This window comes from Oceanimonas sp. GK1 (assembly GCF_000243075.1).
Lineage (GTDB): Bacteria > Pseudomonadota > Gammaproteobacteria > Enterobacterales > Aeromonadaceae > Oceanimonas.
In genome coordinates this window covers 531,066-553,171 of record NC_016745.1, presented here as the reverse complement: position 1 = coordinate 553,171, position 22,106 = coordinate 531,066, and the positions used below count along the sequence as shown (strand labels likewise).

17 protein-coding genes and 1 riboswitch are annotated in these 22,106 nt (G+C 61.1%); of the genes, 4 read left to right on the top strand and 13 right to left on the bottom strand.

Features of this window, described 5'->3' with window-relative positions:
- Nucleotides 1-67 precede the first annotated feature (67 nt).
- Both nhaC and GU3_RS02635 read right to left on the bottom strand, forming a co-directional pair.
- On the bottom strand, nt 68-1,531 hold the full coding sequence (gene nhaC, locus GU3_RS02640; RefSeq protein WP_014291010.1) for a Na+/H+ antiporter NhaC: 1,464 nt from the start codon (nt 1,529-1,531) through the stop codon (nt 68-70).
- Nucleotides 1,532-1,562: 31 nt separating this feature from the next.
- Complete coding sequence (locus tag GU3_RS02635) at nt 1,563-2,873, bottom strand: FAD-binding oxidoreductase (RefSeq protein ID WP_014291009.1); 1,311 nt, start codon at nt 2,871-2,873, stop codon at nt 1,563-1,565.
- Nucleotides 2,874-3,010: 137 nt separating this feature from the next.
- On the opposite strand from GU3_RS02635, the gene GU3_RS02630 reads away from it, so the two are divergent.
- Nucleotides 3,011-4,012, top strand: a complete 1,002-nt coding sequence (locus GU3_RS02630; protein WP_014291008.1) for a 4-hydroxyproline epimerase — start codon at nt 3,011-3,013, stop codon at nt 4,010-4,012.
- A 76-nt stretch (nt 4,013-4,088) separates the two neighbouring features.
- Here GU3_RS02630 and GU3_RS02625 read toward each other — a convergent pair whose 3' ends face one another.
- Together GU3_RS02625 and GU3_RS02620 are read right to left on the bottom strand one after the other, a co-directional pair.
- Nucleotides 4,089-6,923, bottom strand: a complete 2,835-nt coding sequence (locus tag GU3_RS02625) for a PAS domain S-box protein (protein ID WP_014291007.1) — start codon at nt 6,921-6,923, stop codon at nt 4,089-4,091.
- Nucleotides 6,923-8,707, bottom strand: coding sequence for an ATP-binding protein (locus GU3_RS02620; protein WP_014291006.1), 1,785 nt, complete (start codon nt 8,705-8,707; stop codon nt 6,923-6,925). Before GU3_RS02620 ends, GU3_RS02625 begins: the two co-directional genes overlap by 1 nt.
- A gap of 146 nt (nt 8,708-8,853) precedes the next feature.
- Here GU3_RS02620 and GU3_RS02615 point away from each other — a divergent pair, with 146 nt between their 5' ends.
- From GU3_RS02615 to GU3_RS02605, 3 genes are read left to right on the top strand one after another with little or no spacing between them, the layout of a single operon-like run.
- On the top strand, nt 8,854-10,512 hold the full coding sequence (locus tag GU3_RS02615; protein WP_014291005.1) for a diguanylate cyclase: 1,659 nt from the start codon (nt 8,854-8,856) through the stop codon (nt 10,510-10,512).
- An 8-nt stretch (nt 10,513-10,520) separates the two neighbouring features.
- Complete coding sequence (locus GU3_RS02610; protein ID WP_014291004.1) at nt 10,521-11,678, top strand: response regulator; 1,158 nt, start codon at nt 10,521-10,523, stop codon at nt 11,676-11,678.
- Nucleotides 11,679-11,705: 27 nt separating this feature from the next.
- Complete coding sequence (locus tag GU3_RS02605) at nt 11,706-12,101, top strand: response regulator (protein ID WP_014291003.1); 396 nt, start codon at nt 11,706-11,708, stop codon at nt 12,099-12,101.
- A 53-nt stretch (nt 12,102-12,154) separates the two neighbouring features.
- Here the strand turns inward: GU3_RS02605 and mnhG are convergent, their stop codons facing one another.
- From mnhG to polA, 9 genes are all read right to left on the bottom strand, one after another.
- Nucleotides 12,155-12,529 (bottom strand): monovalent cation/H(+) antiporter subunit G, encoded by a 375-nt coding sequence (gene mnhG / locus GU3_RS02600; protein WP_014291002.1) that lies wholly within the window; start codon nt 12,527-12,529, stop codon nt 12,155-12,157.
- Nucleotides 12,519-12,794 (bottom strand): monovalent cation/H+ antiporter complex subunit F, encoded by a 276-nt coding sequence (locus GU3_RS02595; RefSeq protein ID WP_014291001.1) that lies wholly within the window; start codon nt 12,792-12,794, stop codon nt 12,519-12,521. The genes mnhG and GU3_RS02595 overlap by 11 nt, the downstream gene beginning before the upstream one ends.
- Before the next feature lie 4 nt (nt 12,795-12,798).
- Nucleotides 12,799-13,272, bottom strand: a complete 474-nt coding sequence (locus tag GU3_RS02590; RefSeq protein ID WP_014291000.1) for a Na+/H+ antiporter subunit E — start codon at nt 13,270-13,272, stop codon at nt 12,799-12,801.
- On the bottom strand, nt 13,269-14,771 hold the full coding sequence (locus GU3_RS02585; RefSeq protein WP_014290999.1) for a Na+/H+ antiporter subunit D: 1,503 nt from the start codon (nt 14,769-14,771) through the stop codon (nt 13,269-13,271). Before GU3_RS02585 ends, GU3_RS02590 begins: the two co-directional genes overlap by 4 nt.
- Nucleotides 14,768-15,115 carry a Na+/H+ antiporter subunit C gene (locus GU3_RS02580; protein WP_014290998.1) on the bottom strand — a complete coding sequence of 116 codons (348 nt, stop codon included), beginning with the start codon at nt 15,113-15,115 and terminating at the stop codon, nt 14,768-14,770. The genes GU3_RS02585 and GU3_RS02580 overlap by 4 nt, the downstream gene beginning before the upstream one ends.
- Complete coding sequence (locus GU3_RS02575; RefSeq protein ID WP_014290997.1) at nt 15,116-15,547, bottom strand: Na+/H+ antiporter subunit B; 432 nt, start codon at nt 15,545-15,547, stop codon at nt 15,116-15,118.
- Nucleotides 15,544-17,841 (bottom strand): putative monovalent cation/H+ antiporter subunit A, encoded by a 2,298-nt coding sequence (locus tag GU3_RS02570; RefSeq protein ID WP_014290996.1) that lies wholly within the window; start codon nt 17,839-17,841, stop codon nt 15,544-15,546. The genes GU3_RS02575 and GU3_RS02570 overlap by 4 nt, the downstream gene beginning before the upstream one ends.
- Nucleotides 17,842-18,043: 202 nt before the next feature.
- Nucleotides 18,044-18,850: a bifunctional hydroxymethylpyrimidine kinase/phosphomethylpyrimidine kinase gene (thiD, locus tag GU3_RS02565; protein ID WP_148265838.1), complete on the bottom strand. Its 807-nt coding sequence runs from the start codon at nt 18,848-18,850 to the stop codon at nt 18,044-18,046.
- A 35-nt stretch (nt 18,851-18,885) separates the two neighbouring features.
- Nucleotides 18,886-18,988: riboswitch (TPP riboswitch) on the bottom strand.
- 300 nt (nt 18,989-19,288) lie between these two features.
- Entirely contained in the window at nt 19,289-22,024 is a 2,736-nt protein-coding gene (gene polA / locus GU3_RS02560) for a DNA polymerase I (protein WP_014290994.1), read from the bottom strand.
- Nucleotides 22,025-22,106 lie beyond the last annotated feature (82 nt).

The window sequence follows — 22,106 nt, the reverse complement described above, 5'->3', positions numbered from 1 at the left end:
TATGCATATCCTTATCGTGATAAAAGGGCCTGAGCACAGGCCCGAAAAGTGAGTGACAAAAAAGAGGTTATGAAGACGCCTTTGCCAGCGCCAGACTGTCTTCGGATTCAGTGGTAGGCTGCGGGCAGGCCGGCGCGGTGCGCCAGACCGCAATGTTGGCGTAGCCGTAAATCAGCGAGATGATCAGCACCAGAAAATGGAACCAGAGGAACGGCAGATAGCTGAGGGTGCTCACTCCCAGAGTGGTGGCCATAAAGACACCGCCATCGGACCAGGGCACCATGGGTGTGGTGACGGTACCGCCGGCCTCGGCATTGCGGGACAGCACCCGACGGTCGATACCCTGCTTGTCATAGTTTTTCTCGGTGATGGTGCTGGCGGTGATCAGCGAAACATAGGCCGCGCCACCGAAGAAGTTGCCGAAGAAACCACCCAGCAGGGTCGACAAGGTCAGTCTGCCGGCATTGTTGGCCCAGGACAGGAAACCGTTACAGATAACGGTCAGAATACCAATGCGATCCATCAGCCCACCCAGTCCAAGCGCAAACAGCACCAGGGCGATAACACCGAACATGGACTCGATACCGCCGCGATTCAGCAGGGTATTGAGGAAATCCACCTCGGAGCTCATGGCATTGCCGAAATAGGCGGTGTTGACCGCATCCAGCGTCGCCATATCCTGGAACAGCACGGCACAAATAATGCCCAGTACGGCACCGAAGCTGATCACCGGAATGGACGGCTTGCGCATGGCCAGCAAGGCGATCACCGCCACCGTCGGCAACAACAGATACCAGCTGATATTGAACTGCTCGGCCAAGGCCACCATGGCTGCATCTGCCCGGCTGGTGTCAACGGCTCCGTCGACATAGAAATAGCCCACACCCAGGAACAGCAGGCTGGCAATCAGGGCGGAAGGAGCACTGACATGCAACATGGACTTGATGTGGTCGATCAGATCAACCCGGCACAGGGAGGCGGTCATCACTGTGGTGTCGGACAGGGGAGACAGCTTGTCCCCCACATAGGCGCCGGAAATAACCGCGCCGGCCACCAGCGGCATCGGAATGCCGAAGCTGTGGCCTATGCCCATCATGGCGATGCCGGCGGTACCCGCGGTACCGAACGAAGTGCCAGTCGCCAGCGAGGTCAGGGCACAGATGATAAAGGCCGCAAACAGAAAGATGCTGGGACTCATCACCGACAGGCCGTAATAGATGATGCTGGGCACAATTCCACCTGCAATCCAGGTCCCGATCAGCGCACCCACGGTGATCAGCACCAGCACGGCTTCCATACCGTTGTGGATCCCTTTCAACAAGCCTTTCTGGATGGTTTCATAACACAGACCCAAACGAATACCTAGTCCGATCACCAGGAACCAGGACACGAACAGGGCCAGCTGTATGGGCAGAGCCCATACATTCAAAAACAAATACATGACGCCGATAAAGGCCGCCAGCAAACCCAGAACTTCAAAACTGCTGGGCAGGCGGATCCGATCCGCCGGGGTTGACTGCTTGATATCCATATATGTTCTCCCTGTGATAATACGAACCCGGTCAACCTTCTGAGCCGGGCAGGCAAACACTGTTGTTAAAGTTATGCGTGGGGGGTAGTTGCCCAAACCGCGCCAAGCGGTAAGGGGTGGTATCGAGCCCGGACGGTGTTCCCGACAACAGGCTCTGAATAAGTTGGGCGGTGATCGCAGCTTGCGTCAGCCCCAGGTGATGATGGCCCAACGCCAGCAACAGGCGTCCTTGCGGGCCAACCCTGTCGATGACCGGTAATGAATCTGGTAGTGAAGGGCGGCAGCCCATCCAGGGGCTCGCCCCTTCGGTATCCAGCTGCCGTTCAAACAACGCATCCGCATGACGCAGCAGCCCCTGGGCCCGACGGTAATCCGGCGCCTTGTGCAGGCCGGCAAATTCTACCGTTCCTGCCAGACGCAGCCCTCCTGCCATCGGAGTCATAATGAAGCGGCGCTCCAGAGAGCTGATCGCCATAGGAAGACGATCGGGCTCGGCTGGCAGCATCAGGTGATATCCCCGCTCGGTATCCAGCGGGATATTAATTCCGGCCAGTTCCCGGACCAGAGGTTTAGCCCAGGCTCCGGCGGCAACCAGCACCCGTTTGGCGAGCAGCTTGCCTTTGCAGGTATTCAGCTCGATGCCATCATCCAGGCAGCGGCCGCCGTATACCTCGGCCTGCATGTGCACCAGCCCGGCCGCCTGTGCCTGGGTAAAAAGCTGAATAACCAGTTGGTAGGGATCAAGCACATGGCCCGTGGCAGGAAAAAATATTCCCCCGCTTATCGCCGGAGCCAGACCGGGGATCCGTTGATGCAAGAGTGATGCAGACCAGGGTTCACCCTGAACACCGAGTTGCTTAAGCGTCTCAATATGATGAAGCAGCTCGGCAAAGGCAGCATCACTTTCGCATACCAGCAGGGAACCATCTTCTTTCAGCAAGTGGCTCAATCCAGCCTGTTTCAATAATTGCTGCCAGGCCGACAGGCTGGCCTCGTTGAGAGAGCGCAATCCGGCACTGCTGGCGCACTGGGCCTGAGAACGCATGTTTACAACCAACCTTAATAACCAGGGAACTATGCGAGGTAAATAACGCCAGTCCAGACGTAAAGGGCCAAGTGGATCCAGCAGCATGCGGGGTAGCTGCCGCAGTATGGCGGGAGAAGCCAGCGGCAGCACCTGCTCGGTGGCAATATGGCCTGCATTGCCGAAGGAAGCGCCCTGCCCGATCTCGCTTTTTTCCAGTAACAGCACCTTGTAACCGGCCTGGGTCAGCTGCCAGCCGCAGGTGACCCCGATAATTCCACCACCAATCACTACCAAATCGTGATTCAGGTCTTGCATCTGGATATCCCTTTCCCAAACATCTTGATTGTATAAAATATACAACCTATACCTAAACGCCAGAGATGATAGTTAAATACTTGTAAAAACATGATCTAGATCTCAATAGAATAAACAACCACAAGGAGAACAATTAAATGAGAGAAGGCACTTTTTTCTGTATAGATGCCCATACATGTGGGAATCCTGTTCGTCTGGTTGCAGGTGGTTACCCTGCACTACAAGGAAGCAACATGAGTGAGAAGCGACAGGACTTCCTGGCCCATCACGACTGGATACGTCAGGCATTGATGTTTGAACCGCGTGGCCATTCGATGATGTCTGGCTCTATTCTCTACCCCCCTTGCAGTGAGCAGGCCGATGCCTCCATCCTGTTTATAGAGACCAGTGGTTGCCTGCCCATGTGCGGCCACGGCACCATTGGCACCGTCACCAGCGCCATAGAGCACGGCCTGCTCAAACCCAAAACCCCGGGCAAGCTGATCCTGGATGTGCCCGCCGGGCAGATCCGTATCGACTATGAGCAAAACGGCAGCAAAGTGGAGAAGGTGCGCATCTATAACGTCGCCAGCTATCTGGCGCACAGGGATGTCACCATAGCGGTGGAAGGACTGGGCGAACTGACCGTGGATGTCTCTTATGGCGGCAATTACTACACTATCGTCGATCCCCAGGCCAACTTTCCTGGCCTGGAATCATTCACTGCCGATCAGGTTCTGCATTATTCACCCAAAGTCCGGGAAGCCATCAACAAGGTGGTAGATTGCGTCCACCCTCTGGATCCAACCGTTCGCGGCGCCAGCCATGTAATGTGGACCGGTAAGCCAACTCAGCCCGGTGCTCATGCCCGTAACGCGGTATTTTATGGTGACAGGGCGATCGATCGCTCACCCTGTGGTACCGGTACCAGCGCTCGCATGGCCCAGTGGGTGGCCAGAGGCAAGCTCGGCATTGGCGAGGAATTCGTGCACGAAAGCATTATCGGCAGCCTGTTTGTTGGCCGGGTAGAAAGTGAATCCAGCGTCGGAAACTATCCGGCCATCATGCCCAGCATTCAGGGCTGGGCCCGGGTCACCGGTCACAATACCATATGGGTAGACAGCGAGGACCCTTATGCCTATGGCTTTGAAGTTAAATAAAAAATAACACTGTACTCAAACCGCCCAGCCAATCAGTCAGCATATATTCAGTGCAGCACCCACTGGGCGGTTTCCATTAGTATTTGGCTACAAGAATATCCAGCCAGAAGCAGGCGCCCTCGCCTTCGGTTGACTCAAAACCCACGGCACCGTTCATTCGCTCCATCAGCTCCCGCGTAATGGCCAGCCCCAGCCCGGTGCCGCCTTTTTTGCGGGTGTCGGAGCTGTCGGCCTGAGCGAATTTCTCGAAAATCCGCCCCCGGAACGCCTCAGGCACCCCCTCACCCTGATCCTGTACTCTGAGCCGCACTCGGCCGTTACCGGCGCTTTCGGTGCTGATGCGCACCTCGCCGCCGTCGGGGGAAAACTTGACCGCATTGGAGAGCAAATTGGCCAACGCCTGAAACAGCCGATCCCGATCTGCCAGCACCCGGTCCCCGTCCAGCTGAGCGCCCAGCGTCAGCCTCACGCCTCTGCTCTCGCCCAGCGGGCGGTGGCCTTCCACGGCGTCCTGCACCAACTCATGCAACGCCAGAGGCTGCACATCAAACTGCATCTTTCCAGCCACCAGTTTTTCCATGTCGAGCAGGTCGTTGATCAGCAGGTTAAGCCGCTGGCTGTTGGCATGGGCCAGCGCCACCAGCCGCAACGCCGAAGGCGCCAACTCGCCCATGGCGCCCTGTGACAGCAAGCCAAGGGCGCCACTGATGGCGGTGAGCGGCGTGCGCAACTCGTGGCTGACCGTGGACACAAATTCCTTTTGCATCCGCTCCACCTTTTTCAGCTCGGTGATATCTTCTATCAGGGTCCACACCAGTTGCCGGCCTCCCGCATCCCTAATCAGCATGCCCTGCTGGCGCACCGGGAAACGGGCACCGCTGCGGTGCAGCAGTTCCTTTTCAAAGGGGGCATAACGACCAGCCTCGTTCAGGGTGGCCTGAGCGACAGCATCATGCGGCTGATGCTCCGTCGGCGTCAGCGCCGGCAGCGTCAGGCCCAGCAGTTCGGTCTTGCCGTAACCGCTGGCTTCCAGCAGGGCCCGGTTAACATCCAGAATGCGACCACTGCCGGCATCGCTCAGGGCAATACCGATGGACGACAGCTCAAACAGCCCCCGCAATCGTTGCTCGCTGACGACCAGGGCCAGCTCCGCCTGTTTCTCGTGCTCGATATCGGTGAGGTAGCCATGCCAGATGGTACTGCCGTCTTCCAGTCGTTCGGGCCTGGCCCGGCCTTCCACCCAGTGCGTACCGCCATCGGCCTGCAGCACCCGATACTGGGCATGCCAGTCCGACAGCCCCTGTTCGGAACGGACAATGCTCTCGGCCACCGCCTCGAGATCCGGCGGATAAATACGTTCAAACACCGCCTCAGCATTGTTCCGTACCACCTCGGCATCGAGCCGGTATACCTGCTCGATGCCGGCACTGCTGTAGGGAAAGGCGCTACGGCCGTCGGGCCAACGCCGGTATTGGTAGATCATGCCGGGCAACTGGGTGGCCAGCTTGTCGAGCCGGGCCTGCTGACGCTGGCGGCTGAGCTGGTCGCCCAGCCAGCGAGCCATCAGCGCCAGGAACATGCGGTCGGTGTCGTCAAACGGCGTATCCCGCACGCCGGCGGAAGAAAAGTTGAGGGTACCGAACAGCTCGCCGTCCACCAGCAGCCGGGTGGCGATATAGGACTCCAGCCCCATGGTGCGATAACAGGCAGTATCGGAATACTCCGATCGGCCCATGTGGTTGATGGCCATCACCCCGTCCTGGGCCAGCATCAGCCGGCAATAGGTCTGATCCACCTTAAACTGCAGGCCGGGAGCGATGCTGGCCTCGCCGGGCACCGACACCCAGCGCACCACATACACATCGCCGATGATCTCGCTGGCAATGGCCACATCCAGCTGCAGAAATTCCCGGCCCAGCGCCAGCGCCTGGGTAATCCGCTCGTCGACCGAGCCAGTCAGCTTGAAGGCCATGCGGTTGAGCATGGCCAGCGCCCGGTTGCGCCGCTCCAGCTGGGCCAGCGCCTCTTGCTCGGCACTGGTGTCGATATGGGTGCCGTAGATGATGCCCGGCTTGCCATCGGCACCGCAATCGAGCAGGCGGCCTCGGCTGTGCACCCAGACCCAGTGGCCGTCTTTGTGCCGCATTCTTATTCGGCATTCGTAGACCGGCTCCAGCCCTTGAATATGGCGCTCCAGCATGGCCTCGGCCGGCGCCAGATCCTCTGAATGTACCCGGCTTTTCCAAGTATCGATATTGGTATCACCCAGCTCGTCCAGCCGCCAACCCAGCATCTCGGCCCAGCGGTCGTTGAAGCGGCACTGGCCCGTCTGCATGTCGCACTGCCAAGTGCCGATATTGGCCCCCTCGATGATCAGCCGGGCCCGGTATTCGCTCTCGGCCAGGCTTTTGCGCAACTCGTCCAGCCGCTGCCGGCTGAGCTGCTCTTCCACACAATCGGCCAGATTGCGCAACAGCTCGCCGTCCTGCTCGTCAAAACGGCGGGGGCGGCTGTCGATCACGCACAGGGTACCGATGCGAAAGCCCTCGATGCTGTGCAGGGGGGCGCCGGCATAGAAGCGAATATGGGGCGCCGCTGTCACCAGGGGGTTATCGGCAAAGCGTTCGTCCTGCAGCGCGTCTTCCACCACAAAAACCCGGCTGTCGAGAATGGCGTGGCCGCAAAAGGAAATGTCTCGGCGAGTTTCACAGGCATCCAGGCCCTGGGTCGACTTGAACCACTGGCGTTCGCTGTCCACCAGCGACACCAGGGCGATATCGACGCCAAAGCTTTGTTGAGCAATGCGGGTCAGCCGGTCAAAACGGGCTTCGGGTGGCGTGTCGAGCAGACCGGTACGCCGCAATGCCTCTAGCCGTTGTAGCTCATCAAAAGGCAGGTCTGGGGTTTTCATCAAGGGCTACCTTCGATTGGGCCGGTTTCGGCCGGCAATTCAATCCACAGGTGGGCGCCGCTTTGATTGTAAAAACCGATGTGTCCCCCCATCAGCTCCACCAGCTCCTTACAGATGGCCAGCCCCAGACCAGTGCCGCTGACCGCACGCATGGTGCCGTGCTCGGCCTGGGCGAAGCGATCAAACAGCCGGTCGGCAAAGGCCGCGGGAATGCCGTCGCCCTGATCGCTGACGGTCAACCGCAGCCAGTCCGGCCCGGTCCGCTCTACCGATATGGTCACCCGGCCGCCGGCGGGGGAAAACTTGATGGCATTGCTGATCAGGTTATCCAGCAACTGGCGCATCCGCAGCGGGTCCAGCACCACCGGCAGGGAACGACCGTAACCATTGCGCAAGGTCACTCGATACTCTTGGGCCATAGGGCCATTACCGCTGATGGCTTCGTCGATGAGGGCATTGAGACAGCAGGGCACCGGCGCCAGCTCCAGCTTGCCGGCACTGAGCTTGCTGAAATCCAGCAGATCGTTGATCAGATGCTGCAACCGCTCACCGTTGCGCAGGGCCAGCCTCACCAGCTCGCCGGTTTTCTCCGACAGCGAACCAGATACGCCGGAATCCAAAAGTCGCAGGGCACCGTTGATGGAGGTTAGCGGCGTACGCAGCTCATGGCTGACCACAGCCAAGAAGTCGTCCTTTACCTGACTCAGGGCCCGCCGCTCGGCGGTCAGCCGGTTAAAGGCCCGGGCCAGGCGCGCCAGCTCGGGCACGCCGGTTTCCGGCAGCGGTTGCTCATTGCCGGCTCGGGACGCCATGGTGTGAATACGCCGGGTCATGGCCTCCAGCGGCCGCATGGCGCTCCAGGCCATCCAGAAGGCAATCAGCGACAGTCCTCCGCCGATCACCAGGCTGATGCCGGCAAACCGCATAAAAAAGGCCCGGGCCGGCGCCACCACCTGCTTGTGCGGCAGGGCGCGCACAAACAGCCAGCCCAGCTGCTGCAGGTGGGTGGTGGCGTAAACCCATTGTTTTTCGCCATTGTGCTCGAGCACGCCCAGGTGCTGGCCGGTCAGGGCAGCATCAATCAGGGGATCCTCTCCCGGTGCCGGCAGCGGCTGCAGCGCGCCCGCCAGAGCCTGGCCGTTATACACATATACCCGGTTCTTGGTATCGAGGATCCTGAAACTGACCCCTTCCAGGCGCGCCTCGCTCAGTCGTTGCTCGGGCAGAATGGAGGTGGTGGCCAGATTGAGCACGCCCCCCAACATGCCCAGCAGGTCGCCGTCATCGGACAAAATTGGACTCAAAAAGGACACCAATGGCGTGCCGGTGGTCCGACCGATAATGGGATGACTGATCACCGGCTTACGGCTGCGTATCAGCTTCCTGAAATGGGGTCGGTCGGCATAATTGGTACCCAGCCGGCCCGGCACCAGGGTGGTTTCGGCAATGGCGGTGGCGGTGGCGTCAAACACCATGAGGCCATCGGGAAACAGCCGGCGCAGCGCGGGTTGACGCTCCAGCTTGGTCAGCAGCTGTGTGACCGGATACAGGTTAGTGCCATTTGACAACTGTGGAGACAGGCTTTCCAGGGTATTCAGCCGCAACGCCAGGGTTTCTTCCACCTGCTCGGCGGCACGCACGGTTGCATTGAACTGACGCTGACTGTATAGCTGTTCAAAATCGTCCACCAGTGAGTGATAGGCAGTGGCCAGCACGCCGAGCACGGTGAGCAGGGCACCGGCCAGCATGATCAGGGCGATACGCCCCTTGAGAGATAATCTCATTCGGCCCTTTCCTTGTGCAATGGCGAGGAAAAATGGAACCCACTTTCTGCAAAATGGTCCCGTAAGAAACCTTATCAACATATACTGGCTATGGCCATGCGGAACAGGTTCTGCGTCATTTTCAATTAATTTCCCGGGAGCCGCCAATGTTCGACACCACGCCGCTGGAACAACAGCTTGCGCTGCTGCGGGAACGCTTTACCGAGCGAACCCTGCACCAGCTACGGGCACAGCTGGAACGGCTCAGTACCTGGCAGCCGGCGCAACCGCCCCGGCCGCTGCTGGAGGAAGTAAACCAGCTGCAGCACCGGCTGGCCGGTTCGTCCGGCACCTTTGGCCTGAACGAGCTGGGCCGGCAAGCCGCCGCTCAGGAGCTGGCGCTCAAAGCCCGGCTGGCTCAGGGAGAGACAGCTGGCGAAGAGGCCGCCGCCCTGCTCGATCAAGCGCGGCAGGATATGACCCTGCTGGTGAGCCTGCTACAGCCGTCCCCGCAGCCGGTGCCCATTCCTCACCCCCAGCCCTCTGCCACACCCGCCACGATCGGCAGCGAATTGCTGGTACTGGGCAAGCGGCTTGGCGCCCTGGCCGGCGCCCTGCACCATTATGGCTTTGCGTTAAGTGAGATTAGCGACGCCGGCCACTTACAGGCCGCGGACTGGCACCACAACCTGATCATTCTCACCGACGATGACCAGTTACAGACGGTCTCTGACTGGAACCGGCAACAGGCTGCCCGAGCCGCCCGCCAGCCGGCGCCCCTGCTATGCGCCGGTGCCGGCACCGACTTTGCCAGCCGTTACCAACTGGCCAAGCTGGGGGTAGATGGCCTGTTTACCCTGCCGGCGGACGTGCCCGAACTGGTGGCGCGCATCGAACGGCTGCGCCAGGAGCGTCTCGAAACCGGCAGGGCCCGAGTGCTGCTGCTGGATGACGACGAGGATCTGGCCGAGCGTTACCGCCTGGTTCTGACCGATGCCGGCATGGAGATACGGGTGCTGAATTGCCCCGAGACCCTGATGACAATGCTGGCCGAATTCCGTCCCGATATTTTGCTGATGGACATTCATATGCCGCCCTGGTCAGGCACCACCCTGGCGCGCATGGTTCGTTTTGACCCCCAATGGCTGAGCCTGCCCATCGTTTACCTGTCTTCCGAGCAGGATCGGGACCGTCAGCTCAACGCCCTGGCCCAGGGAGCCGACGAATTTATCACCAAACCCATTTCCGATCAGCGGCTGATCCGTACCGTTAGCATTCTCTGCCATCGTGCCCGCCAACTGGCTCAGCTGCTGTCCTGTGATGGCCTCACCGGCCTGCTCAACCACCCTCACATCAAGCAGGCACTGGTCCAGGAACACGCCCGAGTACGGCGGCTGGGACATACCACCATGCTGGCCATGCTCGATCTGGATCATTTCAAGCAAGTCAACGACACCCACGGCCATGCCACCGGTGATCTGGTGATCCGCACTCTGGCCCACCTGCTGAAACGGCGCCTGCGCCATACCGACAGCCTGGGCCGCTACGGCGGCGAGGAGTTTGTGGCGGTACTGCCCGACTGTGAGCCAGAGCAGGCCCGCGCCTTGTTTAAACAGCTGTGCCGGGACTTTGCCGCCCTCGGCTTTCGCGGGCCGCAGCAGGCGTTTCATGTCACCGTCAGTGTGGGCCTGGCCCGGCTCAACGACTTCACCAGTGCCGAGCAGGGACTGAACGCCGCTGACGAGGCGCTGTACCAGCGCAAACGAGGCGGCCGGAATGGCGTAACCGACTATGCTGAACTCTGTCTTCCGGAATCAAATGAGTAGGTATTTCAGTGAATATACTGCTGCTTGAAGACGATGAACTGATCGCCGATCTGGTGGAAACCGTGGTCACCGGGCTGAACCCGAACATTCGCGTTACTCACGCCACCACCCTCACCGCTGCCCGTCACGCCTGGCAACGGCAGGGTGCCGATCTGGCGCTGTGCGACTGGAACCTGCCCGACGGCTCCGGGCTCGAGCTGGTGCGTCTTATTCGCCATGATGACAAACATACCCCCATCATCATCATCAGCGCCCGCTCCGACCGGGAGCACGTCAGACTGGCCCTGCACCAAGGCATTACCGACTTTATCGCCAAGCCCTTTGAGGTGACCACCCTGCACCAGCGGCTGCAACCAGTGCTGCACCAAATACACCAGCAAAACCAGGCCAATGGGCCCTCGGTACCGCCCCTGGAGCAATGGCTGGAGCAGGCCCTGAGTGAGCGGCTACAACTGCCGGGCGAGCTCGCCGCCGATCAGGTACTGCCGCTGCTGGGCCGCGCCGAAGAGCTGACCGCGGTGGAGTTGGCCAGCCAGTGGAAAAACCACACTGCCCTGACCGCCCGGTTGCTGCAACTGGCCAACAACATTTCCCTCAAGCGCAGCGGCCAGCCGCTCTCAAAGCCGAGTGAAGCCATCGCTCTGCTGGGCATACCCATGGCCCTTAACTGCGCCATGGCCATGGCGCTGAACATTACCGGCAGTCTGAGCACGCCCGCCCTGCAAGCCCGCGCCAGAAACTACCAGACCCATTGCGAGCAGGTAGCCGCCATTGCCCGGGCCATGGCCATCAGCCTGAACCTGGACGGCGCCAGCTGCCACGCCGCCGGCCTGCTCAGCCGCTGCGGCGAGTTGGCAGTGCTGCGCACCCTGCAAGCCTATGTCGATAGGGGCGGCCAGCCCGACGAAGCCAGCCTCGACGCCCTGCTGCGCGAGTGGGGCCCCCGCTACGGCAACCGCCTGAAGATTCAGTGGGGCCTACCCATTCCTCTGCGAGAACTGGCCGGCGCCGTACACATGATGCCGTCTCACGCCCCTCGCAAGACCTTGCTTATCATGCATCTGGCCGGGCTACGAGTAGCCTCGAAACTGCATGGCCCCGACGCCGAACGCCTGCTACGCCGCGCCGGGCTGGATCCGGCAAAATGGCTGGATACGCCGGCCTGACTCACACCATGACACCAAGGACTGCACATGCAACCGAGCACCGAGCCCAAGCGCATACTCTATGTGGAAGACGACGAAGACATTCGTGAAATCGCCCGACTGGCGCTGGAGCTGGTGGGCGGATTTGAGGTGATGCTGTGTGCGTCGGGCGAACAAGCCGTGGCCAGTGCTACCGCTTTTAATCCCGACATCATACTGCTGGACGTGATGATGCCGGGCATGGACGGCCCGTCCACCCTCGCCGCCCTACGCCGGCAGCCGGCGGTCAGCCATACGCCAGTGGCCTTTATGACCGCCAAAATACAGCCTCAGGAAATTGCCACCTACAAGGAAATGGGCGCGACGGATGTAATCGCCAAACCCTTTGATCCCATGACTCTGCCGGAGCAAATACGGACTATCTGGCGCAAGGCAGTGGCCTAAGCCACCCGCCGGAGCGCAGCCGGCTCGCCAGCATTGGCGCTGCCAGCGCTTTATCAGTCATCCCGCTTGCGGGCGGAACTGCCCAGCTTGTGGGTCTTGAGATCGTAACGCTCCTTGATCACGTCCTTGACCGTGCCTTCCCAAAGTCTGATGCCCACGAAATAGCCGGCCCGGGCCAGCACATGGGCGGCCACCGGCGCCGTCATGATCACAAACACCACCACCGCCATCGCCCGCACCACCAGGCTGGCCTCGGGAAAATACACGGCAAAACCACAGGCCATCAGCCCGGCCCCAAGAGCGCCGGCCTTGCTGGTGGCGTGCATGCGGGTCAGCAGATCCGGCATGCGAATAATGCCGATGCCGGCCAATAGCATCAGAAAGGAGCCCAGCAGCAAAAACAGGCTGGTAATGAGTTCAGTCATCATCGCGCTGGCCTCCCTGCTCCAGGTAGCGGGCAAAGCCCACCGCCGCCATAAAGGAAGTGAGCGCCAGCACGATCACCACATCGATCAACACCGGGGTGTCAAAGGCCACGCTGTACAGCAGAATAAAGCCCATGGTCATGGAGGCGATGACCTCCAGTGCCACCACCCGGTCCGGCAGGGTCGGGCCAATCAGCAGCCGAATGGTGGCCAGCACCAGCCCCAGGCTCAGAAATACAAACGACAGAGTAAGAACAAGGTCAAACATGGATTCACCCCAGCAAATCGATAACACGGGCCTCCAGGGCCTTGAATTCCGCCAGCTGGCGGGACTCGTCTTCCAGGTACATCAGGTGCACGTACAGCACCTTGCGATCGCTCGACACGTCCAGGGTCAGGGAGCCGGGGGTGGCGGTGATCAGGTTGGCGAGGATGGTGATGCCGCCCTCGTCCTTTAAGTCCAGCGGAATGGCGATCACCCCGGGGCGCATCAGGTGGGTCGGGGTCAGCACGTCGTACGCCACCCGGGCGTTGGACTTGATCAGATCCCAGATAAAGAACAGTACAAAACTGACGATGCGCGGTGCCTTGCCGAAATAACGGGCGAAGGTGGGCTTGTCCCGGCCCACGTAGGCCAGCACCAGGTAACTGAGCAAAATACCCACCACCAGGTTGCTGATGCTGTAGGTGCCCGACAGCACCACCCAGGCCAGGGCCAGCAGCATGTTCCATCCAAAGGCTTTCATCGGCTTTCTCCCAGTACGGCGTCGATATAACCCGCCGGCGACAGCAGTTGTTCCGCCGTGGCCATGGCCAGCTGCACAAACCACTCGGCGCCAAAACCGATGGTCAGGGTGATCAGCGCCAGTCCGGCGATGGGCGCATACAACACGTAAAGGTGCGGATCCTGCTGGCCCCGCATGGGCTTGGCGTCTTCGGGCAGCCCCTTCCAGAATGCCTCGGCCCAGATCTTGATCATCGAATACAGGGTCAGCAGACCCACGATCAGCGCCATCGCCACCATCAGCCAGTGGCCTTCAAGCACGCCCGCCTTGATCACCGTGAACTTGGCGAAAAAGCCCGACAGCGGCGGCAGCCCCGCCAGCGACATGGCCGGGATCATGAACAGGGCCGCCAGCCAGGGCGCCGAGCGATAAAGGCCGCCCAGGTGCGCCAGATCATAGCTGCCGTGGTAGCGGTACATGACCCCGCTCACCAGGAACAGGTTGGTCTTCACGATAATGTGATGAAAGATGTAGAACACCCCGCCGGCCACCGCCAGCGGCGTGAACAGCGCCAGCCCCACCAGCATGTAGCCGATCTGACTGATGATGTGAAAGGACAGAATGCGCCGCACCTCGAACTGGGCCGCCGCCCCCAGCACCCCGGTGACCATGGTGAAAATGCCCATGGCCATCAGCACGGTGCCGTGGGTAAAGCCGGTGTCCTGCACGAAGATCAGGCTGAATACCCGGTACAGGGCATAGACCCCCACCTTGGTGAGCAGGCCGGCAAACACCGCCGAAATGGCCACCGGCGGCGTGTGGTAGGACGCCGGCAGCCAGAAGAACAGCGGAAACGCCGCCGCCTTGATGCCAAAGGCCACCAGAAACAGCATGGCGATCACCGTGACCAGCCCGGCCTGCTCGGCGCCGTTCAGCTTCACCGCCAGATCCGCCATGTTGAGGGTGCCGGCATGGCCGTACAGCAGGCCCACGGCGGTGAGGAACATGGCCGAAGAGATCAGGTTGAGGGTCACGTACTTGATCGCCCCCTCCATCTGGGCCCGTTCGCCCCCCAGAATCATCAGGCCGAAGGAGGCGATGAGCAATATCTCGAACCAGACATAGAGATTGAAGATATCGCCGGTCAAAAAGGCCCCGGCCACCCCCGCCAGCATCAGGTGCAACAGCGGGTAGTAGCCAAAGGCCTCGTGACTGCGAGACATGGTGGCGAGCGAATACACCGCCACCGCCAGCCCGATGATACCGGTCACCACCACCATGATGGCGCTGAGCAGATCCGCCACCAGGGTAATGCCGTAAGGAGCGGGCCAGGCACCCATGTAGGCCACCTGAATGCCCTGGGTCTGCACCTGATGCAGCAGCACCAGGGAGGCCGCCAGCAGGCCGGCGCCGGACAGCACGGAAATCCAGCGCTGTACCAGCCGCCAGCGCCAGCAGGCCAGACACAGGGCGCCGGCCAGCATGGGAATGAGGATGGGAATAATCACTTCTGCGTTCACGAATCGGTGCTCTTCATTTCGTTGACATCGTCGGCGCCAATCACTTCATAAGCCCGGTGGATCAGCACCACCGCAAAGGCCAGCACCCCAAAACTGATCACGATGGCGGTCAGGATCAGCGCCTGCGGCAGCGGATCGGCAATCACCCCGGCAGGCTGGTAAAGCCCTTCCGGAATCAGCGGCGGCGCGCCCCGCACCAGGCCGCCGCTGGTAAAAATCAGCAGGTTGGCGGCGTTCGACAGAATAATCAGGCCGATCAGCAGTTTGACCACGCTGCGCCTGAGCATCATAAACAGGGCGGTGGCATAAAGGCCGCCCACCACAAAGGCAAACAGGTTTTCCATTTATTCCTCCACCTTGGCCAGGGACAGCATGATGGTGGTGACCACACCGATCACCACCAGGAATACGCCGATATCGAAAAACAGCGGCGTGCTCAGCTTGAGCTCACCGATACCGGGCACATACAGGGTCCACCACTGGCTGGACAGGAACGGCTGGCCGTTGAGCACCATGCCCACCACGCCGCTCGCCAGCGCCAGCAACAGGCCACAGCCCATCAAGAGCTGGCTGTCCACCCCCATCAGCTTGCGGGTGCTGCTGGCATCGAAGGCAAACAGGTGCAGGGCAAAGGCCCCCGACGCCACCAGGCCGGCAATAAAGCCGCCCCCCGGCTCGTTATGGCCGCGCAGCAGCAAAAACACCGCAAACAGAAACAGCAGCGGCACCAGAAAACGGGTGGCGGTCTGCAGGATCAGCGAAGAGCCGGACATCATCGGTAGTCCTCCCAGCGAAAGCGGATCATGGCACTGACCCCAATGGCCGCCAGGGCCAGTACGAAAATTTCCCCCAGGGTATCCAGGGCCCGGTAGTCCACCAGGATCACGTTGACAATATTGCGGCCCTGGGCCACGGCGTAGCTGTTGGCCACCAGGTAGTCGCTGATGCCCCCGCCCAGGGAAGACTGGTTGACGGTCAGCACCATCATGGTAACCAGCACGCCAAAGGTCCCGGCCACGGCGGCATCACGCCAGCGTATCCCGGGGCTCGACAAATCCTGAAAACCGGGCAGGCGGAACAGCACCAGCACCAGCAGGATCACCGTCAAGGTTTCCACCAGCATCTGGGTAATGGCCAGATCCGGGGCGCTGTAGAAGACGTAGATCAGCGCCATGGCAAAGCCCAGCACGCCCACCGCCGCCACCGAGCCCAGCCGCAGATGGGTGGCGCTGGCATACACCACCGCCACCAGCATCAGCAGGCCAATCATCACCTCGTAGAAATACACCCCCTCGAACGACAGGGAATACACAAAGGCGTCGTGGGCCCAGAAGGCATACACCAGCAGGCCGATGGCGGTGATCAGTATGGTCAGAATGTAATTGGTCATGTAGCCGTTCTGCAGCAGCTTTGTCTGCCAGCGGGCCAGCCGCACCAGGCCGTCCATCATGTGCTCATAACCCCGTTCGGGGCCGTAAGCCAGAGGATAAATGGCGTTACCCAGCGGCTGATACACCCGGTTCCAGCGGCGATACAGCAAGCCACCGGCCACCAGTGCCACCGCGCTGAACAGCAGCGGCAGATTGATGCCGTGCCACAGCGCCAGATCCAGGTCGGCGGCCGGCGCACCACTAATGGCGGTGACCGCCGCCGCCAGCAGCGGCTCGGCCAGCCCGGGCACCAGCCCCAGCACCAGGCTCAAGACTGCCAGCACGCTGAAGCCCAGGCGCATGGCCGCCGGCGCCTCATGGGGCGTTTTGGGTGTGGGTTTGTGGTCACCCCAGAAGGGTTTGATGGCCACCAGGGCGCTGGCGGCGACAATGCACACGGCGGTGATCATCGCCAGTACCACCAGCAGGGTGGACAGGGCGCTGGCCCCCAGGGCCGCCTCAAACATCAGCTCCTTGGCGATAAAGCCGAACAGCGGCGGAATGCCGGCCAGGGACAGCGCCGCCACCCACAAAAACAGCGCCGTCTGCGGCATGTGGGGGCGCAGTCCGCCCAGCTCGCGCACGTCCTTGGTGCCGGTGGCGTGATCCAGGGTGCCGGCGGCCATAAACAGCGCCCCCTTGTACAGGGCATGGGCCAGCAGGAACACCATGGCCGCCTTCAGCGCCACCGGGGTGCCGATGCCAATCAGCAAGGTCAGGGTGCCCAGGGCCATGATGGTGGAAAAGGCCAGAATGCGCTTGAGATCCGTGCTGCACACCGACATCACGGCGCCCACCGTCATGGTCAGGGCGCCCACCGCCGACAGCGTCAGCAGCCAGGCCTCGCTGCCCGCCATCACCGGTTGCAGCCGGGCCATCAGAAACACCCCGGCCTTGACCATGGTGGCCGAATGCAGATAGGCGCTCACCGGGGTGGGCGCGGCCATGGCATTGGGCAGCCAGAAATGGAACGGAAACTGGGCCGACTTGGTAAAGGTGCCCAGCAACACCAGGCCCATCATCGGCAGGAACAGCGGGTGCTGCTGCAGTGCCGGCCCTTGCGTCAACACCTCGGTCAGCTCAAAACTGCCGGCCATCCAGCCCAGCATAATCAGCCCGGTCATCAGTGCCAGGCCACCGCCCATGGTGACGAACAGTCCCTGCAGCGCCGCCTTGCGGGCCTTTTCCTGCTCGTGGTTAAAACCGATCAGCAGGTAGGAGGTGATGCTGGTGAGTTCCCAGAACACGAACAGGCCAATCAGGTTGCTGCACAGCACCACCCCCAGCATGGCGCTCATAAAGGCCAGCAGGTACATCAGCAGCTTGTGCCTGTCCTTGTTGCCTTCCAGGTAGCGGCCGCCGTAGATGAGAATGAAGGTGCCGATGCCGGTGATCAGCAGGGCGAACATCAGGCCAAGGCCATCCAGCAGAAAGCTCAGGCTGATATTGAGGCTGGGGATCCAGTCGTAGTGAAACTGCACCGCTTCACCGCCGGTGACCCGGGGCCAGAAGCTGGCGAAATAACCGAACAGCGCCGCCGGCAACACCGCCAGAAACCCGCCGATATGCCGACCGAGGCGGGGACTTAACAGCGGCACCAGGGCGGCCAGAACAAAACCTGCCAATACGGCAACAAGCATACGCAAGGCTCCTTTTCATGCCCGTGAACGGGGCGTCAGGATCGGCGAAGATGAAAGGAGAGACTCTGAATGCAGACTATAGCAGTGAACATAATTGGATTAACTATCAGGAAGTTAATCCATTTTTTATTGATTATTAGCGATACGCATACTACAAGCCGCCCCGGCCGGACGCAAGCAAACCGGGACACTAATGCCGGGATCAGCGGGCGAAAAAGTGCTCCACCGGGCCCCGGCCCTGGCCGATTTTCAAGTGAGCACCGGCCTCGATGGCCCGCTCGATATAGTGCTTGGCCGAGGCCACCGCCAGCTCCAGTGTCAGGCCCTGCGCCAGGTAGGAAGCCAGCACCCCGGACAGGGTACAGCCGGTGCCGTGGGTGTTGGCGGTGATCACTCTGGGGGTGTCGAAACAGCGCACCTCGCCATGGTGCAGCAGCCAGTCGGGACTGCGCGGCTCCTGTTGCAGAAAGCCGCCCTTGAGCAGCACCGCCCGGCACTCCAGCTCATTAAGGGCGGTGAGCAGGGGCTCTACCTCACGCAGTGACGCCGGCACCGGCCGTTCCACCAGGCAGGCGGCTTCCGGCAGGTTGGGGGTGATCACGTCCGCCAGCGGCAGCAACCGCTGCTTGAGGCAATCCACCGCCTCGGGGGCCAGCAGCATGTCGCCGTTGGCGCTGACCATCACCGGATCCACCACCAGGTGTTGTGGCCGGTATTGTTCCAGGGCGTCGGCCACGGTATTGATGGTGTCGGTATCCCCCAGCATGCCCACCTTCACCGCCATGACCGGCAGATCGCTGAACACGGCGTCGAGCTGGGCACGAATGATCTCCTGGGGTACCGGGTGCACGGCGGTCACCCGCTGCGTGTTCTGGGCGGTAATGGCGGTGATCACCGAGCAGGCGTAGCCGCCGGTGGCGGAGATGGCCTTGATGTCGGCCTGAATACCGGCGCCGCCGCCGCTGTCGGAGCCGGCAATGGAAAGAATAATGGCTTTGCTGCTGTGCATGTCCTTATGGTCCTTGTAAGGCGTGAAAACCACAAGGCCATCGGCCATCGGTTCCCTACGCCAGTGTTAACTGGATCAGGTTCAACGGGTTCGGCATATCACTGCCGTCTCGGCCTTTCGGCTCCCCGACCAATCGCACGATAATACCCAGCCCACTGGCCAAATGCCAGTCGACGCATTCACTCACAAAAATGTAACTTAACAACAAAAATGGAGTTGGATTGTATACAACACCTGTGTACAGCCGAACAGCGGGCATAAAAAAACGCCTTCAGCATTCTGGCTGAAGGCGGCCTGAGCAGCATATGAAGTAAATGCAAAAAGCGTGACAGGGTGATTTACCCTGCCTCTGTACCTGATGACACTCTACTCCCGAAGGAAAGCAGAGAAAAGTCGAGATACGTAATATTATTTCATTATCGTTATTTTGTTGTCAGATTAGTGAGCCTGATCCCAGTTGTCACCCACCCCGGCTTCCACCAGCAGGGGCACATCCAGACTGGCGGCCTGCTGCATCAGCGCGCAGATGGTTTCCCGGTGGGCGTCTACCTTGTCTTCACGAATTTCAAACACCAGTTCGTCGTGCACCTGCATCAGCATGCGTACCTCGCCCTCGGGCAGCTCACCCAGCCAGTCATTCACTCGAATCATGGCCTGCTTGATGATGTCGGCGGCAGTGCCCTGCATGGGCGCGTTGATGGCGGCCCGCTCGGCACCCTTGCGCCGGGCGCCGTTCTTGGATTTGATTTCCGGCAGGTAGAGCCGGCGGCCGAACAGGGTGGAAACATAGCCCTGTTCACTGGCCTGCTCCCGGGTGGTCTCCATGTAGCGCAGCACCCCGGGGTAGCGTTCAAAGTAGATGTTCATGTAGTCCTGGGCCTCGTTGCGGCCAATGCCCAGCTGGCGCGCCAGACCAAAGGCACTCATGCCGTAGATCAGGCCAAAATTGATGGCCTTGGCCCGGCGGCGCTGCTCGGCAGACACCTGCTCCACCGCCACCCCGAACACCTCGGCGGCGGTGGCCTTGTGAATGTCCTGGCCGTGGGCAAAGGCGTCCAGCAGCCCCTGATCCTGGGACAGGTGCGCCATGATGCGCAGCTCGATCTGGGAGTAGTCCGCCGCCACCAGTTTGTAGCCGGGCTCGGCCACAAAAGCCTGGCGAATGCGCCGCCCTTCCGGCGTGCGGATGGGAATGTTCTGCAGATTGGGATCCGACGACGACAGCCGGCCGGTGGCGGTGTTAGCCTGGTGGTAGGAGGTATGAATGCGCCCGCTGTGCTCATTCACCATCAGCGGCAGCTTGTCGGTGTAGGTGGACTTGAGCTTGCTCAGGCCCCGGTATTCCATCAGCAGTTTGGGCAGCGGGTAATCCAGCGCCAGCTCCTGCAGCACTTCTTCGGCGGTGGACGGCGCTCCCTTGGGGGTCTTCTTGATCACCGGCAGTGCCAGTTTGGTGAACAGGATCTCGCCGAGCTGCTTGGTGGAGCTCAGGTTAAAGGGCTCACCGGCCAGCTCAAACGCCTCCCGCTCCAGCTCCTTCAGCCGCTTGGCTATTTCCTCACTCTGCATGGCCAGCAGCTGGCTGTCGATGCGCACGCCGGTGTATTCCATCTGGGCCAGAATCGGCACCAACGGCATCTCAATATCATTGAACACGCTTTCCAGCACCGGCTCGGCAGCCAGTTTTTCGCTCAGATGGTGATGCAGCCGCAGGGTAATGTCGGCGTCTTCCGCCGCATAGGGCCCCGCCTGCTCCAGAGGGATCTGGTTAAAGGTGAGCTGTTTGGCACCCTTACCGGCAATGGACTCAAAGGATGTGGTGCTGTGATTGAGGAAAAAGGCCGCCATGCTGTCCATGTCGTGCCGGGTCTGTACCGAATTGAGCACATAGGACTCCAGCATGGTATCAAGCAGCGCGCCCTTCAGCGCAATACCGTGGTTTTTCAGCACGTTGATGTCGTATTTGAGGTTCTGGCCCAGCTTGATGCGGCTTTCATCCTCCAGCAACGGCTTGAGGGCCCCGAGCACCTGCGCTTCGCTCAGCTGCTCGGGGGCATCCAGGTAATCGTGGCCAAAGGGCACATAGGCGGCCTGGCCCGCCTCCACCGCAAACGACACCCCCACCACCCGGGCATCCCGGTAGCTGAGGCTGGTGGTCTCGGTATCAAAGGCGAAATAGGGCGCCGCCTTGAGCCGGGCAATCCATTCATCCAGCTCGGCCTGGCCGGTTACGGTCTGATAGTCGGTCTCCAGCGCCGGTGCCGCCGGTACGGCTTCCCCGGCCGAGTCCGACTCCAGCTCCGCCAGCAGATTGCGGAATTCAAATTCCTGATAGAGGGCGCGCAGGGCCTCGGTGTCCGGCGCCGTCTGCTGAAGATCCGCGGGGCCCACATGCAGCGCCACATCGGTCTTGATGGTGGCCAGGGTGTAGGACAGCCGCACCATCTCCTCGTGCTCGACGAACTTGGGCGCAAAGGACTTGGCGCCGCGAAAGCCGAGGCTGGCAATCTTGTCGGTGTTGGCGGCGATGTCGTCGATGGAGCCCAGCCCCTGCAACAACGCCAGGGCGGTTTTCTCGCCCACCCCCGGCATGCCGGGAATGTTGTCTACCTTGTCGCCCACCAGCGCCAGCAGATCGATAATCGACTCCGGCGGCACGCCGAATTTTTCCACCACGCCGTCCCGATCGAGAAAGCTGTTTTTCATGGTGTCCATCAGCAGCACGTGATCCGACACCAGCTGGGCCATGTCCTTGTCGCCGGTGCTGATCACCACGTCCAGCCGCTGCTCGGTGGCCTGCCGGGCCAGGGTGCCAATCACGTCGTCCGCCTCCACCCCTTCCTCGATCAGCAGCGGCAGCCCCATGGCGCGAATGATGTCGTGAATGGGCTGTATCTGGCTGCGCAGATCGTCCGGCATGGACGGCCGGTGCGCCTTGTATTCCGGGTAAATGTCGTCGCGAAAGGTTTTGCCCTTGGCATCGAACACCACCGCCACCCTGGATTCGGGAAACTGCTTGTGCAGGCTGCGCAGCATGTTGGTCACCACGCGAATGGCGCCGGTGGGCCGGCCGTCGCTGGTGCGCAGATCGGCTTGCTGGGACGCAAAATAAGCACGATAAAGATAGGAGGATCCATCAACCAGGATCAGGGGTTTGGCAGGAATGGCAACCATGGTGTTGTTCTCGTTAATGCGTTGGCCGCTAGCATGCCACAGCGGGCCGGCGGACTCCACGGCGGCACCATGACCAGCCTGT